Raw genomic sequence first — 15,339 nt, forward strand, 5'->3', positions numbered from 1 at the left:
TCCTTTTTGCTGACAAAGAGTGGTGTGTGTAACATTTACAGTGGAGGCAAACTTATTTTTGCTTCTTTGACATCTAAACTAGCATCGCTATAGACGATTTCAACAGGGATTTTATTGCCACCATCTACGAAGCGCGTACATGCTTTTTGAAAGACTAGATTGGCAACACCAACAGGTCCATTTCTGTTTTTGCCGACAATAACCTCAGCAAGCTCTTCGGGTTTTTCAAAGAAATTACTTTTGTACTCTTTACCTTCGGTTCTTGCTTTTTGCTCTTTCTCTTTTTCTTCACGAATACGATAAACATCATCACGGTAAACAAACAAAATCATATCGGCATCTTGTTCAATAGCCCCTGACTCTCTAAGGTCGCTGAGCATTGGACGTTTATCACCACGACTCTCAAGTCCACGGTTAAGCTGAGAAAGCGCAATGATCGGTATATTGAGTTCTCTGGCTAAAAGTTTTAGCCCACGGCTGATCTCACTCACTTCTAAGTGACGGTCTTTATTGCCAGCAGAGTTCATCAACTGCAAGTAGTCGATAATCGCTAATGAAATTTCAGGATGCAGTGATTTAAGCTTACGTAGTTTTGCACGCACTTTATGGATATCCACGGAACCATTATCATCCACAAAAAATTTCTTTTTTGACATCTCATCAGCAGCGCTTGTAAGTCTTCCCCACTGCTCATCACTCATATCACCTACTTTGAGCTTTTGAAGAGGAATGGACGTTTTAGCACTGAGCATCCTTAACATTAACTGTTCAGCTGGCATCTCAAGAGAAAAGATAGCAACGCCACCACTACGATCAAGTGCATTTTGTGCCAAGTTAAGACAAAAAGCAGTTTTACCCATCGCAGGACGTGCCGCTACGATAATGAGATCGCCTTCGCCAAAACCTGTGGTAAGACGGTTAAGTTCTGCAAAGCCCGTATCAACACCAACAACGCCTGAATTACCACGTTTTTTCATCTCATGGATATGCGCTATGGTTGCATGCGTCATTTCCGGAGATTCACGAAACTCTTTACTACCACTTTCTTGGGTAATTTGATACAGTTTTTGTTGCACCAAATCTACCACTTCAGTCGAAGGCAAATCTTTTTCAACAGCTATCTCTTTGATATCACCTGTTAATTGTACCAACTCACGTTTAATTGCTTTTTCACGAATCTCTTCAACATATGCTTTAGTTGCAGGCAATGGATTGGTCGAGAGAATCTCCAACATTGCATCTTCATCAAAACGCCCTTGTTGGTTTAGCTTTTTCTTGATGAACTCTTCATCAATGGGCAGGTCTTCTCTCTCACATGCTTCCATTGCTTCATAAATATAACGATGACTTGGTAGATAAAAATCTTTCGCAGAAATGACTGCCGCAACATCTTCAAACGTCGCAGGATTGAATAAAATGGAGCTTAAAACCGAGCGCTCAATATTGACATTGTGCAGATTGCTCATGCCTTATACTCCTTAGCCGCAAGCTCAACAGCTTCTAAAAATTTATCAACAAGGTCTTCTTCTTTGAGTTTTGCAACCACTTCACCTTTGACCATCACGAGTCCTTGCCCTTTTCCAAAAGCGATAGCGACATCTGCATGTTTTGCCTCACCAATAGCATTGACTACACATCCCATAACAGAGATATTAAGAGGTGCTTTGATATGTTTTGTACGACGTTCAACTTCAGCAACGGCATTGACAAGATTAGCCTCTAAACGCCCACATGTCGGACATGAGATGATGTTAAGCCCTTCAGCTTCTACACCACTGTCTTTTAAAATAGCACGACCTACTTTGATCTCTTCTTCGAGTTCTCCGGTTATGGAAACTCTCATCGTATCACCAATGCCTTCAAGTAACAGTGTTCCTAATGCGATGGAAGATTTAATGGTCGAATGAAACAAGGTTCCTGCTTCTGTTACCCCTAAATGAAATGGATACTCCACAAGAGGACGCAGCATACGGTACGCCTCAACAGTGCGTTCTACATCGCTAGCCTTTAGGGAGACTTTCATATTGGTAAAACCAAGATCTTCAAGGTACTTGATATTATAAAGAGCTGATTCCACCATACCTTTTGCCGTTGGTCCATACTTCTCGTCAAACTCTTTTTCTAAGCTTCCACTGTTTACGCCAATGCGAATAGGAATATTGCGTTCATTACACGCTTTAACGACCTCTTTCACACGCTCTTTATTGCCAATATTGCCAGGATTGATACGAATACAATCTACAACTTCAGCCGCAATCAGTGCCAAACGATAGTTAAAATGAATATCTGCCACTATAGGCAAACTTGATTGCTCTTTAATGGCTTTAAGTGCGTTTGCATCTTCATAATCAGGCACGGCCACACGCACAATATCGCAACCTGCAAAATGAAGCCTTCTGATTTGCTCAACCGTAGCTTCTACATTGTGTGTTTTAGAAAATGTCATAGACTGTACAGGGATTTTAGCATTGCCACCCACAGGGACATTGCCAACAAAAATTTGTTTAGTTGGGTATCGTTTTATCATTGTTTATCCTAAACTTTATACTACAAATACATTCTGCCAACATCGTTGGCAAGCTTTAGTGCCACAGCGGCTAGCGTAGCCAAAAAAAGCTTTGCTTCGTTGGCGTTGTAAAAATAAATTATATCTTTTTTGATTTTAAGAAAAAGACAAAGGATCCATATCAGCTTCAACATGTAACATTTTGACAGCATGCGCCAATTCAAGGAGCGCTTTACTAGAATCACTGCGCGCTAAAAGTTCATAACGATATTTATTTGCTATTTTTGCGATGTTGGCTTTACCATGCCCTACAACTTCAACGTGAGGAAAGTGTTGAGCCATAAGAGCTACTTTTTCTATCAACTCTTTAGCTTTTTCATCTTTGACATGTGAGCTCATGAGCCTGAGCATCTTTTTAAATGGAGGATAAAGTCCTTTTCTAAACACTAACTCGTCATTGATGAATTGCTCAAAATCACTGAGGTACTGTTTAAAAAAGTCACTATTTTTACTTTGTATCAAGACTTCACCATATCCTTTTCGTCCTGCTCGTCCTGCAATTTGTTGTACCAATGCAAGCGTTTTTTCACGTGAACGAAAATCACTCATCCCTAAAAGTGCATCTACTCCTAAAATAACAGCCAGTCCTACACCATGGTAATCATGACCTTTTGAGAGCATTTGTGTACCCACCATAATGTCAATTTTATGCTCATTAAAATCACTTAAAATAGAGGAGAGCTGTTTTTCTGTTCGAACTTCATCTCTATCGAACTGTTGTACCACATATTCTTTAAAATGTTCACTCAGTTTTTGGCTCACTTCTGCGGTACCCATACGAGTTGCGATGATCTCATCATGCCCACATTTAGGGCATACTTTAGGAATCACTTCAGTGTAATTGCAATAATGACATTTTAGAGCATTCATATTGTGGTGAATACTCATGCCGACACTACAAAATGGGCACTCAACATGCGCACCACAACTTTTACACGTAATGTACTTAAAGTTTGCGCGTGTGGGTAAAAAGACAATAACTTGTTTTTTTCCGCGGAGTGCTTTTTCGATTGCTTGCGTCATTACAAAGCTAATGCCATGCTCACTCTCATCGTACATAATGTGACTTTTAGAGTCAAAGAATGTTCCCCTTAACCTAAATGTAGGAAGTTTTTGAAAACTACTGAGTGTTGGGGTTGCAGAACCTAAAACAACGTGGCATCCAAGCTTTTGTCCAAAAAGAAGGGCTAAATCTTTAGCATTATAACGAGGGCGATTACCTGATTTATAACTCTCATCATGCTCTTCATCCACGACAATTAAACCAAGACGAGAAAGTGGCAAAAACAGTGCTGAGCGCGTTCCTGCAATAATGGAAACTTTTCCATCGGCAAGGTCATTTAAAATCTGTTCTTTTTTCTTTGCACTAATCTTTGAGTGCCAAATAGCAACGTGTGTTCCAAAATGGTGTTTCAAACGATTTTTCATCTGAGGAGTAAGTCCAATTTCTGGCAACAAAAAGATAACTTGCTTGCCTTCATTGATGCTTTTTTCAAACAGTTTCATATAGATTTCTGTTTTTCCACTTCCTGTGTCGCCAAATAACAATGACGCAGCATGGGCATTTATATAGTCATATGCCTTTTGCTGTTCATGAGAGAGATGAATATCAGTAGAAATAGTTTCTTTTATATGTACAGTATTTTGTTGATAAGGCACAAAAAGGCTAAGTGCTTCACCAAGAGAACAAACATAATACTCTGCAATAAAACGAGCGAGTTCTAATGTTTTTGTTGGATAAAATGCTTTATACGTAGATGAAATCAATTCACATGCAAAAGAAGGTTTTTCAACTTCAGCGATAACAACACCTTCAATAGTACGTTTAGAAAGTGGTACTTCGACAATAGTCCCTATCTCGAGCATCTGCTCAGACTGATAGGTTAAAGGCGAAAGTGGAGATTTTAAAAGAGCGATGTGATAGTAAAGCACATTAACTAGCGAGTAAGGTCATTACAATTTGCAGTATTTGCATCACAAGTAAATATACCATTTGTATTTGTGTATGTAAAAGCCGTTGCTACACCATCTACTCTAAATGCATACGCATTTGCTCCTGTTTTAACCCAGCCTCCATCACGATTAGCTTGTGAAAAAATAGGATACTCTAAAATGTTAGAAACATTACCATCGGAAAAATTAAAGAGACGTTGATCACTATTTCCATAATTTGCAGTAATAGCATCAAGATTAGCAGGAAAAGAATTATTTCCTTCAAGTATCATACGGGAGCGTTGCAATGCAATGCCACTTCGGATTGCACTTACATCTGAACGTCCTTTAGTAATATATGCATCGCCACGTGTTGCTGCAAGTCTTGGTATTGCAATTGCTGAAAGAATCCCAAGTACCACAATAACAAAAATAAGTTCAATCATTGTAAAAGCAGAATGATTATTTTTCAAAGTAACCCTTTGGAAGAAGAAGGAAAGCCAAACAACTTTCCTTCAAATAAAATTAGAATATTATCGTGTAATTCTTGTTCCACCAAAAGATTGAACAGCATTTATCATTGTACTTACTGATGGTAGAGCAATTACTTGTGTACAAATGTTCCCTGCAGGGTTATTTGTTCCTACCGTTGTAACATTTCCATCAACAGTTAAAGTTAAAGTCAAACATACTGTTGCATTATTATCAGTTCTAAATGTTATTGTACTTGCTGTAGGAGAATATGCATTTGTAACATTTGTCATTAATCTAGCTGAAGTGGCTGTTAAAGCCATATTACCAGTAGTATTTGTATCTGCCCAATGACCACTTGCTGTATAGAAAGATCCTAAGTCAGAATAGAGTGTTGCAATATCTTGCGCTGCTGCTGAAATAGAAGCATCATCTCTTGTCGCTGCTAATCTTGGGATAGCCACTGCTGCCAAGATACCTAAAATAACGATAACGAAGATAAGTTCGATCATCGTGAAACCTTTTTTCATGTTAACTCCTTTTATGAATTAGCCTATACACTTATAGACCATTTAGAAATCATTCTAGTACAATGTTTTTAAAGCAGTGCTTAAATCTCTTCTATTTTCTTAACAAGTGTTTTTATCTCTTGTTCTAACACAAAATTATCATAACATTTACCAACATAAGCAAATAGAAGCTCTTTAGGATCAATGGTACTTTTACCTTTGAATTTCTCTTTAAAATCTGCTTCAAACTTTACGGCAAAATCACCTTCTAACTTGATATCAAAATCTTTGCCACCAAGACTGATTGTTATTTTACTCATTTGTTTAGCACAGCTTCAATTTTACTCAATAAATCATCTGCATTAACATCTTTGTTAATAAGATCTTGCTCTAACTTTGCAATCTGTACATTTTTCGCTTCAGCAAGAGCTTTAGCCTTTACTACTTCTTGACGAAGGGCTTCATTTTGAGCGAGAAGGTCTTTGTATTTTTCCAAAAGTTCTGTGATCTTTTGGCTTAATGTGCTAATGTTTCTCTCTTCTTCAAACATTTAGAACTCCATTGTGGTCTGTTTGGTATAATTGTAACAAAAAAATTTAAAAAGTATATACAAAGGCTTTTATGAGCGATTTTAAACTTGAAAGTCCCTATCAACCATCAGGCGATCAACCTCAAGCGATAGAGAAGTTAGTAGCATCTATTCAAAAGGGAAACCGTTACCAAACCCTCATTGGTGTTACAGGCAGTGGAAAAACCTATACGATGGCACAAATCATTCAAAAACTGAAGATGCCAACACTGATTATGACACATAATAAAACCCTTGCAGCGCAACTTTACAGTGAATTTAAGGGTTTTTTTCCTAAAAATCATGTGGAGTATTTTATCAGTTACTACGATTACTATCAGCCTGAAGCGTATATTCCACGCAGTGATTTATTTATTGAAAAAGACAGCTCCATTAATGAAGAATTAGAGCGTTTACGTCTTAGTGCGACAGCATCACTCCTCAGCTTTGATGACGTCATTTGTGTTGCTTCCGTTTCTGCAAACTACGGATTGGGTGATCCAAGTGAATATAAAGAGATGGTACAAGTCATTGAAAAGGGTGAAAGCATCAACCAAAAAAAGCTTCTTTTACGCCTTGTTGATATGGGTTATAAACGCAATGATGCATTTTTTGATCGAGGATGTTTTCGTGTCAGCGGCGATGTCATCGACATCTATCCTGCTTACAGTGAAGAAGAAGCCATCCGTGTCGAATTTTTTGGTGATGAAGTCGAGAGCATTAATTACTTTGAAGTTTTTCTCAACAAAAAGTTGCAAAACCTGAACAAAGTTGTCATTTATGCTGCCAATCAATTTATCGTTGGTCATGAGAGGCTTCAAAAAGCGATTAAACTGATTGAGCAAGAACTAGATGAACGCCTAGAATACTTCAAAAAAGAGGACAAACTGGTCGAGTACCAACGCCTCAAACAACGCGTTGAGTTTGATCTAGAAATGCTTCAAAGCACAGGAGCCTGCAAAGGTGTAGAGAACTACGCTCGTTATCTTACAGGTATTGAACCTGGTGGTACGCCCTACTCACTCTTTGACTACTTTGAAGCAATGAATAAAGAGTATCTGGTCATTGTTGATGAATCCCATGTCAGCCTTCCTCAATTTAGAGGAATGTTTGCAGGAGATCGTAGTCGTAAAGAAGTACTTGTTGAGTATGGTTTTCGTCTTCCTAGTGCCCTAGATAACCGTCCTTTGATGTTTGATGAATTCATTCATAAAGCTCCACGTTATCTTTTCGTCAGTGCGACACCAAAAGAGCTTGAACTTGAACTTAGTGGTGAAAATACTGCAGAACAAATCATCCGCCCTACAGGACTACTTGATCCAGAAGTAGAAATTTTAAGCAGCCAAAATCAAGTCGAAACACTTTTTGACAAAATCAAAGAGGTCATCGCAAAAGATGAAAAAGTGCTGGTCACAGTACTTACAAAAAAAATGGCGGAAGAGCTTACACGCTATTACGCAGATTTAGGCATCAAGATCAAATACATGCACTCTGACATCGATGCGATTGAGCGCAATCAGATCATCCGCTCTTTGCGTGTTGGTGAATTTGATGTGCTTGTGGGCATTAACCTTCTTCGTGAAGGATTAGACTTACCAGAAGTGTCTTTGGTTGCTATTTTAGATGCCGATAAAGAGGGATTTCTACGTTCAGAAACCAGCCTCATCCAAACCATGGGGCGTGCAGCACGTAACCTAAACGGTAAAGTGCTTATGTTTGCGGAGAAGATTACCGACTCTATGCAAAAAGCCATTGAAACGACAATGCGAAGGCGTGCTCTTCAAGAAGCATTCAATAAAGAACATGGCATCACACCAACCAGCACCACTCGCAAAATGGATGAAAATCTCAAACTTGAAGAACATGCAGATATTTATAACACCTTTGATAAAAAAGATAAAATTCCGCCAAGTGAGAAAAAGAAAATTATTGCTGAACTTACAAAAGCAATGCATGAAGCTGCAAAGATTTTAGAGTTCGAAAAAGCAGCAAAATTACGCGATCAAATTGAAAAATTAAAGAAGATGTAACTTTTTTTGCATAATAAAGAATTTTTGGAGTAAAATAGAGTCGTTTTAGGAGAATACTATGCAAATAGATAGCTTTTTAAACGCCTCTTATTTACACATCAACAACACTCACCTTTCTTCTAACAATACAACACAAACTTCTTCGTCCCAAAAAAAAGAGAAAAATAGCGAAGAACTGACCGCTTCACAAAAAGCTTTAGTTGCTGAACTTCAAGCAACAGATACCGCTGTACGTGCACATGAGAGCGCTCATATCGCCGCTGGTGGTGGAGTCATTCGCAGTAGCGCCGTTTTTACGTATGTACAAGCACCCGACAAAAGGCTATATGCCGTTGGAGGTGAAGTTGGTATTGATACGTCAGAAGGTAGTACGCCTGAAAATACGGTTACAAAAATGCAAACCGTGCGTGCCGCAGCACTCGCACCAGCTGATCCAAGTGCTACAGACTATCAAGTGGCTTCAACTGCCTCCATGCTTCAAATGATGGCTCGATTAGAAATGTCACGTCTGCAACAAGCTGAACTTTCAGCCAAACAAAAAAGCTATTCATCTGCCAATAATGACAACTCAACTCCTCTTTTTTCAAATTATGCTTAAATTAATCACAACGCGTTACCTTTTTATAACTTTTTTCTGATAAAATAATTAGATTTATTTCGTAATGAAGGATAAAATGTGCCTGATTTAACCGACTCTAGTCTATACCTCAATCGTGAGCTTTCATGGCTCAAATTTAACACCAGAGTCCTTACTCAATCTCTTAAAAAAGAGTTACCTCTTTTTGAACGACTCAAATTTTTAGCCATCTATGCAACCAACCTTGATGAATTTTATATGATTCGTGTTGCAGGACTTAAACAACTCTTTAGTGCTGGTGTTATTGAAACTGGCGCCGATCAAAAAACACCCCTTGATCAATTAAGAGAAATCAGAGCCTACCTTGCAAGTGAAAAAGAGGTTATCCAAAGCAGTTACGAAGAGATCGTTAAAGACCTTGAAAAAGAGAATCTTTTTATCACGGATTATGATGATCTAAGCCCCGCTTTGGCAAAACTTTCTGATGATTATTTCTTTTCTAATATTTTGCCAGTGATTGTTCCGATTGCGGTCAATGCGACGCATCCTTTCCCACATCTTAACAATTTAAGTTTTTCTCTAGCAGTTAAACTTCAAGACAGTGAGAGTGAAGAAGAAAGTAATTATAAGTACGGAATGATTCGTATTCCACGTGTGCTTCCACGCTTTTTTCAAGCAGGTGACAACACTTATGTGCCTATTGAAACTATTGTAAGAAAACATGCGGAAGAGATTTTCCCTGGCTATAAACTCGTCGCTTCTGCTGCCTTTAGAGTTACCAGAAATGCCGATATGGTCATCGAAGAAGAAGAAGCAGATGATTTTATGATGATTATGGAGCAAGGCTTAAAACTACGCCGTAAAGGAGCATTTGTACGCCTAAATATTCAAGAAGGAACCGACCCAGATCTGCTTAATTTCTTGAATTCTCATATGCAGATTTTCTTTAAAGACATTTATACTTATAAAATTCCACTTAACCTTGGAGCCTTATGGCAAATCGTAGGCAATAAAGACTTTTCGCACCTTGCCTTACCACCGTATAATTCAAAAGTCTTACCTCCGTTTGATACCAATGAATCTGTCTTTAAAGTGATCGACAAAGGCGATGTACTGCTCTTTCATCCATACGAGAGTTTTGACCCTGTTCTTAGACTCATTCGTGAAGCATCAAAAGATCCAAAAGTTGTCTCTATCCGTATGACACTTTACCGTGTTGAGAAAAACTCACAGATTGTTCAAGCCCTCATTGACGCTGCAAACGATGGTAAACAAGTCACCGCTGTTGTAGAGCTTAAAGCACGTTTTGATGAGGAAAACAACCTACACTGGGCAAAAGCGCTAGAACAAGCGGGTGCACATGTGGTTTATGGTATCACTGGTTTTAAAGTTCACGCAAAAATCGCTCAAGTCATTCGTCAAGAAGAAGACGGCAAGCTTAAATTTTACATGCACTTTAGTACAGGTAATTACAATGGAGCAACTGCACGTGTCTATACCGATACAAGCTTTTTTACCTGCAAAGAAGATTTTGCCAAAGATGGTACGATGTTCTTTCACATTTTATCAGGCTTTTCAAAGCATAAAAAGCTTGACACGCTTTCAATGTCACCAACGCAAATTAAACCTAAAGTTATCAGCCTAATCAACAATGAAGCGAAACATGGCACGGAAGGTCGTATTATCGTTAAGATGAACTCTCTGGTAGACTCTGATGTTATTCAAGCACTTTACAATGCTTCCATGCAAGGAGTTCAAATCGATATTATCGCTCGAGGTATCTGTTGTTTACGACCTGGTGTTGAGGGTATTAGTGAAAACATTCGCGTAAAATCTATCATCGGTAAGTACTTAGAACATGCTCGTATTTTCTACTTTAAACATGGTGATCCAACCACAACGTTTATCTCAAGTGCAGATTGGATGCCTCGTAATTTAGAGCGAAGATTAGAGCTTATGACACCTATTTTTGATAAAGCGCTACAGCAAAAACTCTTTGAGATTTTACAGCTACAGCTTAATGACAATGTCCTTAGCTGGACACTTGGAAGTGATGGCGAATACACAGAAGTTATACCGACTGATGAGCGTGCCATCAACAACCATACGGTTTTAGAAGATTATATGAATAAAATCTATAAAGCACAAAAGAAAGATACCAGCTCTCATAAAGCAGAAAAACTCGCACGTCGTCTTTTCAAGGAGAGTTGATGATTATGGAGTTTCAAGGCGTACAGCCTTCTATCGCTTCTGATGTATTTATTGCTCCAAGTGCAGATATCATCGGCGATGTTAACATCGGCGAACAGAGTTCTGTCTGGTTTGGATGCGTCATCAGAGGCGATGTAAACTCCATTACAATTGGTAAACGAACCTCTATCCAAGACCTTAGCATGATTCATGTCACACACTTTAAAAAAGAAGACCGTAGCGATGGCTTTGCCACAACCATTGGTGATGATGTGACTATAGCACATCGTGTTATGCTTCATGGATGCACGATCGAAGATGCGTGTTTGATTGGGATGAGTGCTACGATACTTGATGGTGCAGTGATTGGTAAGGAGTCCATCGTTGGAGCAAATTCACTCGTCACAAAAAACAAAATCTTTCCACCGCGTTCACTTATTATGGGAAACCCTGCTAAAGTAGTACGAGAGCTTAGCGATGAAGAAGTAACATCGCTTTATGCATCAGCTGCTAATTATGTAAAATTTAAAGCGATGTACCAGTAGTCGTAGATCTGTTAGTTTTCTCTTTCTTTTTTCTCTGATTTTGAGGCTTGGTAAAAGCGATCAATTGCTCAACACTCTGTACCTCTTCAGGTATATTTTCCAATGCTTTAAAAAAAACCTGTGCTGTTGCTTTGGCGTCATACAATGCACGGTGATGATTTTCAAATGCGATGCCTAAATGTTCAGTTAATGAGCTAAGCCCATATTTGGGGGCTTCTATACATTTACGCGCCAAATCTATCGTATCGAGTCTTCGATTGAGCAGTGGACCAAAGCCTGCTTCTTCTAAATTGTGAGAAATAAAGTAGTAGTCAAAATTGACATTATGCGCAACAAAAACAGCATCTTTGATAAAAAGGCGGAAACCTTCTAAAACGGAATTAAGAGAAGGTGCATGTTGAAGCTCAGAGAGTGTTATGCCCGTAAGCTGTTCGATGCTATCTGGCAAAATATCGGTTTTGACTAAAGATGAAAACTCACCTACTTCTTTGCCATTTTCAATCATTACAGCGCCAATTTCGATGATTTGATTTAAGAGTGGCTTACTGCCGTTTGTTTCGATATCAACAATACAAAATTTACCCTGCATAATCGGTGTTGTCAGTGTTTCTAGCGTAAACGCATAATTGTTATATTTTGTAATGGGAAGTCCTAAAAGCTTCAGCATAGAAAGATCTTCAACATCAACATGTTCAAGCTCTTTAAACATGTGCATCTTCGCAAAAAACTCTTTATGGAAAATAGGCTTTTGAGTCATTTTAAAAATGTAGCTATCAAGGGCTCTCACGCTTTTGCTCTCTTTAAAAACATCTCCACTTTCTCGTGATCTTTAAGACCTTTTGCCCTCTCAACACCACTACTCACATCTACACCATAAAAACCTAAAGGCTTGACCTGTTCAACATTTTCAGGACTGAGCCCTCCTGCTAAAATAATATTTTCGCAATCTGCATGTTCAAACCATGAAAGATCAAGTCTCTGCCCTGCTCCACCATATCCTTCAACATGAGCATCAATAAGGCGTATAAGCCCTTTATACTCTTCAATATCAGAAGTCTCTTTGGCACGAACAACTCGCAAATAAGGAACCTTTAAAGCACTCCAAAACGCATCGTCTACTTCAAAATGGATTTGTGCCATATCCATATGTGCTTCTTTACATACCGCACCAATCTCTTCTGGTGATGCTTCTACAAACAACCCTATTTTTTTGACTGTCATAGGTAATTGTTCAGCAATGTTTTTTGCATTTTCAGGCGTTATGTAACGAGGTGATTTTGGGTAAAAAACAAAACCAAGTGCATCAGCACCGGCATTAAGCGCACACAAAGCATCTTCGAGGTTTGTAATACCGCAGATTTTAACCCACATTGTTATACTTTTAACGAATCAATAGCACTTTTATAATCGTTTGAACCAAAAACATAATTACCTGCAACGACGATATCTACACCTGCATTGGCTAAAGAGCAAATATTTTGATTGTTCACGCCTCCATCGACTTCAATAAGCGTTTTTGCATTTCGTTTTAAAATCATCTCTTTTAAAATGGGAGCTTTTTCCAAAACACTTGGTATAAATTTCTGTCCACCAAACCCAGGGTTAACACTCATTAAAAGTACCATATCTAAATCTTCAAGAAGATACTCAATATGAGAAGGCGGTGTGTGAGGATTGAGGACGATTGCAGGTGAAATACCTAAATCTCTGATTTTTTGAATGAGACGATGAGGATGTTTCTCTTCTTCAATATGAAAGGAAATGTATTTTGGTTTTAAAGGAGCAAAAAGATCGACAAAAAAAGTATTGTTTTCAACCATCAAGTGTACATCTAATGGTTTAGTAGTAGCTTTGGCTACAGCACCAACCACAACAGGTCCAATCGTAAGGTTTGGAACAAAATGCCCATCCATTACATCCACATGTACAAGATCACATCCTGCCGCGCAAATCGCTTCTATCTCTTCTTTTAACTTTCCAAAATCAGCAGAAAGGATACTTGGAGCAACTAACATAATTTAGCCTTTATACGACGATAGACTTCGTAACAGAGTCTATTTTCAAAAATTTACTGAAATTGTATCAAAATTTATAATATTTTCGATATAATCTCAGGCTGCATTGAATTAAGCGTTTCTTTTGCTTTTTTCATGTACAATTCACGAAAAATTTTAAGGATATCGATATGGCAAGAAAATGTGCTCTCACTGGAAAAGGCCCTATGGTTGGTAACAACGTAAGCCATGCGAACAACAAAACTAAAAGAAGATTCCTTCCAAACCTTAGAACTGTCCGTGTGACACTTGAAGATGGAACGACTAAGAAAATTAGAATTGCTGCTTCGACACTTCGTACAATGAAGAAAAACGGCTAAAATTTCTCCTTCTACGGGGAAATTTTTGCTGCTTAACTGTTTTTGCTCTAACCTCAAAACTTTCACACTAAAATCCTAAAGGATTTACCCATGTTTACTATTCTTCCACTTCAAAATGGACTTGATAATGTTGCTGGTTTTTTCTGCCAAGGCGTGTCAGCTGGCTTTAAACCCAATGGCAATAACGATGTCGCGTTTATTCGCTCTAACGAGCTATGCGATATTTCAGCTGTCTTTACATCCAATGTCTTTCAAGCTGCACCTATTAAGCATTTTTTACGCTATCCAAAAGGTTTTCAAACCAATTTTATTTTAATGAACGCTAAAAATGCAAACGCTATGACAGGAGAAAAGGGAATTGAAGATATTGATACCCTGTTTGGAAAACTCAAAGAAAAATTCCCAAGCTTACATAACCCTATTATGAGCTCTACAGGCGTGATTGGCTATCGTCTCAACGTTGAAAAACTCTCATCTGCATTTGATAAGTTTGATTTTAATGCTAAAGATTCACATGCGACTGCTTCTGCAATTATGACAACCGATAGCTTCAAAAAAGAGCTTTGTTTCAAAGTCATTCTAGAAGATGGCAGTTGTTTCCACATCGCAGCTATCTGTAAGGGTGCGGGTATGATTAACCCTGCGATGGCTACTATGCTTTGCTTTATCCTCACCGATGCAAATATACCAAAAGTAGATATGGATGAACTTTTATTGCCTGCAATAGAGCATTCATTCAATGCAGTCAGTGTTGATGGCGATACATCTACAAACGACACCGTTTTACTTCTAAGCTCAAAACAGAGTGGCGTTTACCATAAAGAAGCCTTCAATGAAGCGCTTCGCCTGATTACAAAAGAACTTAGCTTGATGCTAGTACGTGATGGTGAAGGCTCAACAAAAGTAGTTGCCTTTGAAGTGAGTGGTGCAAAAAGCGTGGCTGAAGCTGAGAAAGCAGCTAAAGCACTCAGTAATTCACTGTTGGTTAAAACAGCTCTTTTTGGGGAAGATCCAAACTGGGGACGTATCGCTTCTACCATTGGTGCAAGTGGTATTAACTGCAGTGAAGAAACTCTCGTAATTCATTACGATGATGTCTTAATTTATAGCAAAGAACAGCGCTCTTTAGATGCAGAAGCTGAAAAAAAAGCAGCCGCAGTTATGAAAAAAGACTCTTTCCGTATTCACTGTGAATTGGGAATTGGAGAGGCAAGTTTCACAGCATACGGCTGTGATTTAGGGCATAAGTATGTTGAAATAAATGCCGATTATAGGACTTAGTCGTAAAATTAAGCACTTTTTGGTAAAATAAAAACAAATATAAAAGGAGAATCAATGCTACACGAATATAGAGAAGTTATTTCAAAACTTAAAGTTGAAAATGCACACTTTGCAAAAATTTTCGAAAAACATAATGAACTTGATCAAAAAATTACTGATGCAGATGAAGGAAGAGCACACATCAGTGATGCAGAGCTTGAAACTATGAAAAAAGAGAAACTTAAACTTAAAGATGAAGCGTATGCACTTATTATTGCATACAAAAAAGAGCATAATCTCTAAAAAATTGTTTGGGC

At 38.3% G+C, this 15,339-nt stretch carries 17 protein-coding genes; 7 read left to right on the plus strand and 10 right to left on the minus strand.

Annotation, left to right across the window (positions count from 1 at the left end):
* Positions 1-35 precede the first annotated feature (35 nt).
* The 7 genes from UCH001_RS08880 to UCH001_RS08910 all read right to left on the minus strand — a co-directional run bounded on the left by UCH001_RS08880 (position 36) and on the right by UCH001_RS08910 (position 6,028).
* A complete protein-coding gene (locus tag UCH001_RS08880; protein WP_067177069.1) occupies positions 36-1,466 on the minus strand; it encodes a replicative DNA helicase in 1,431 nt (476 codons plus the stop codon).
* Positions 1,463-2,527: a flavodoxin-dependent (E)-4-hydroxy-3-methylbut-2-enyl-diphosphate synthase gene (gene ispG / locus UCH001_RS08885; protein ID WP_067177071.1), complete on the minus strand. Its 1,065-nt coding sequence runs from the start codon at positions 2,525-2,527 to the stop codon at positions 1,463-1,465. The genes UCH001_RS08880 and ispG overlap by 4 nt, the downstream gene beginning before the upstream one ends.
* 135 nt (positions 2,528-2,662) lie before the next feature.
* A complete protein-coding gene (locus UCH001_RS08890) occupies positions 2,663-4,498 on the minus strand; it encodes a primosomal protein N' (protein ID WP_067177073.1) in 1,836 nt (611 codons plus the stop codon).
* A 5-nt stretch (positions 4,499-4,503) separates the two neighbouring features.
* Positions 4,504-4,971 carry a type II secretion system protein gene (locus tag UCH001_RS08895; RefSeq protein ID WP_067177075.1) on the minus strand — a complete coding sequence of 156 codons (468 nt, stop codon included), beginning with the start codon at positions 4,969-4,971 and terminating at the stop codon, positions 4,504-4,506.
* Between the two features lie 60 nt (positions 4,972-5,031).
* Positions 5,032-5,499 (minus strand): type II secretion system protein, encoded by a 468-nt coding sequence (locus UCH001_RS13395; protein ID WP_082705705.1) that lies wholly within the window; start codon positions 5,497-5,499, stop codon positions 5,032-5,034.
* Between the two features lie 80 nt (positions 5,500-5,579).
* Positions 5,580-5,798 (minus strand): hypothetical protein, encoded by a 219-nt coding sequence (locus tag UCH001_RS08905; protein ID WP_067177076.1) that lies wholly within the window; start codon positions 5,796-5,798, stop codon positions 5,580-5,582.
* Positions 5,795-6,028 carry an ABC transporter gene (locus UCH001_RS08910; protein ID WP_067177078.1) on the minus strand — a complete coding sequence of 78 codons (234 nt, stop codon included), beginning with the start codon at positions 6,026-6,028 and terminating at the stop codon, positions 5,795-5,797. The genes UCH001_RS08905 and UCH001_RS08910 overlap by 4 nt, the downstream gene beginning before the upstream one ends.
* Before the next feature lie 71 nt (positions 6,029-6,099).
* Here UCH001_RS08910 and uvrB point away from each other — a divergent pair, with 71 nt between their 5' ends.
* The 4 genes from uvrB (at position 6,100) to UCH001_RS08930 (ending at position 11,388) form a co-directional block, all read left to right on the plus strand.
* Positions 6,100-8,076, plus strand: a complete 1,977-nt coding sequence (gene uvrB, locus UCH001_RS08915; protein WP_067177080.1) for an excinuclease ABC subunit UvrB — start codon at positions 6,100-6,102, stop codon at positions 8,074-8,076.
* A 58-nt stretch (positions 8,077-8,134) separates the two neighbouring features.
* A complete protein-coding gene (locus tag UCH001_RS08920; RefSeq protein ID WP_067177081.1) occupies positions 8,135-8,674 on the plus strand; it encodes a putative metalloprotease CJM1_0395 family protein in 540 nt (179 codons plus the stop codon).
* Positions 8,675-8,752: 78 nt separating this feature from the next.
* Positions 8,753-10,864 carry an RNA degradosome polyphosphate kinase gene (locus tag UCH001_RS08925; protein WP_067177083.1) on the plus strand — a complete coding sequence of 704 codons (2,112 nt, stop codon included), beginning with the start codon at positions 8,753-8,755 and terminating at the stop codon, positions 10,862-10,864.
* A complete protein-coding gene (locus tag UCH001_RS08930; protein ID WP_067177084.1) occupies positions 10,864-11,388 on the plus strand; it encodes a gamma carbonic anhydrase family protein in 525 nt (174 codons plus the stop codon). Before UCH001_RS08925 ends, UCH001_RS08930 begins: the two co-directional genes overlap by 1 nt.
* Here UCH001_RS08930 and UCH001_RS08935 read toward each other — a convergent pair.
* The 3 genes from UCH001_RS08935 to rpe are packed head-to-tail and all read right to left on the minus strand — an operon-like array spanning position 11,369 to position 13,403.
* Positions 11,369-12,175 carry a 3'-5' exonuclease gene (locus UCH001_RS08935; protein ID WP_067177086.1) on the minus strand — a complete coding sequence of 269 codons (807 nt, stop codon included), beginning with the start codon at positions 12,173-12,175 and terminating at the stop codon, positions 11,369-11,371. The genes UCH001_RS08930 and UCH001_RS08935 overlap by 20 nt on opposite strands.
* Positions 12,172-12,759, minus strand: coding sequence for a phosphoribosylanthranilate isomerase (locus UCH001_RS08940; protein ID WP_067177087.1), 588 nt, complete (start codon positions 12,757-12,759; stop codon positions 12,172-12,174). Before UCH001_RS08940 ends, UCH001_RS08935 begins: the two co-directional genes overlap by 4 nt.
* A 2-nt stretch (positions 12,760-12,761) precedes the next feature.
* A complete protein-coding gene (gene rpe / locus UCH001_RS08945; protein WP_067177089.1) occupies positions 12,762-13,403 on the minus strand; it encodes a ribulose-phosphate 3-epimerase in 642 nt (213 codons plus the stop codon).
* Positions 13,404-13,573: 170 nt separating this feature from the next.
* Between rpe and rpmB the strand changes: the two genes are divergently transcribed.
* From rpmB to UCH001_RS08960, 3 genes are all read left to right on the plus strand, one after another.
* Positions 13,574-13,762 carry a 50S ribosomal protein L28 gene (gene rpmB / locus UCH001_RS08950; RefSeq protein WP_012857374.1) on the plus strand — a complete coding sequence of 63 codons (189 nt, stop codon included), beginning with the start codon at positions 13,574-13,576 and terminating at the stop codon, positions 13,760-13,762.
* A gap of 90 nt (positions 13,763-13,852) precedes the next feature.
* The gene (gene argJ, locus UCH001_RS08955) at positions 13,853-15,043 is read left to right on the plus strand and encodes a bifunctional glutamate N-acetyltransferase/amino-acid acetyltransferase ArgJ (protein WP_067177091.1); all 1,191 of its coding nucleotides are present in this window, start codon (positions 13,853-13,855) and stop codon (positions 15,041-15,043) included.
* Positions 15,044-15,097: 54 nt separating this feature from the next.
* A complete protein-coding gene (locus tag UCH001_RS08960; protein ID WP_067177093.1) occupies positions 15,098-15,325 on the plus strand; it encodes a YdcH family protein in 228 nt (75 codons plus the stop codon).
* The last annotated feature ends 14 nt before the right edge of the window (positions 15,326-15,339 follow it).

The organism is Sulfurospirillum sp. UCH001 (genome assembly GCF_001548035.1).
Classification (GTDB): domain Bacteria; phylum Campylobacterota; class Campylobacteria; order Campylobacterales; family Sulfurospirillaceae; genus Sulfurospirillum.

Excerpts from the sequence above, each read along its gene's own strand:
- uvrB (WP_067177080.1), top strand. The coding sequence starts at position 6,100 with ATGAGCGATTTTAAACTTGAAAGTCCCTATCAACCATCAGGCGATCAA.
- rpe (WP_067177089.1), bottom strand. The coding sequence starts at position 13,403 with ATGTTAGTTGCTCCAAGTATCCTTTCTGCTGATTTTGGAAAGTTAAAA.
- UCH001_RS08930 (WP_067177084.1), top strand. The coding sequence starts at position 10,864 with ATGATTATGGAGTTTCAAGGCGTACAGCCTTCTATCGCTTCTGATGTA.
- UCH001_RS08940 (WP_067177087.1), bottom strand. The coding sequence starts at position 12,759 with ATGTGGGTTAAAATCTGCGGTATTACAAACCTCGAAGATGCTTTGTGT.
- UCH001_RS08910 (WP_067177078.1), bottom strand. The coding sequence starts at position 6,028 with ATGTTTGAAGAAGAGAGAAACATTAGCACATTAAGCCAAAAGATCACA.
- UCH001_RS08960 (WP_067177093.1), top strand. The coding sequence starts at position 15,098 with ATGCTACACGAATATAGAGAAGTTATTTCAAAACTTAAAGTTGAAAAT.
- UCH001_RS08920 (WP_067177081.1), top strand. The coding sequence starts at position 8,135 with ATGCAAATAGATAGCTTTTTAAACGCCTCTTATTTACACATCAACAAC.
- UCH001_RS08880 (WP_067177069.1), bottom strand. The coding sequence starts at position 1,466 with ATGAGCAATCTGCACAATGTCAATATTGAGCGCTCGGTTTTAAGCTCC.
- argJ (WP_067177091.1), top strand. The coding sequence starts at position 13,853 with ATGTTTACTATTCTTCCACTTCAAAATGGACTTGATAATGTTGCTGGT.
- ispG (WP_067177071.1), bottom strand. The coding sequence starts at position 2,527 with ATGATAAAACGATACCCAACTAAACAAATTTTTGTTGGCAATGTCCCT.
- UCH001_RS08905 (WP_067177076.1), bottom strand. The coding sequence starts at position 5,798 with ATGAGTAAAATAACAATCAGTCTTGGTGGCAAAGATTTTGATATCAAG.
- rpmB (WP_012857374.1), top strand. The coding sequence starts at position 13,574 with ATGGCAAGAAAATGTGCTCTCACTGGAAAAGGCCCTATGGTTGGTAAC.
- UCH001_RS13395 (WP_082705705.1), bottom strand. The coding sequence starts at position 5,499 with ATGAAAAAAGGTTTCACGATGATCGAACTTATCTTCGTTATCGTTATT.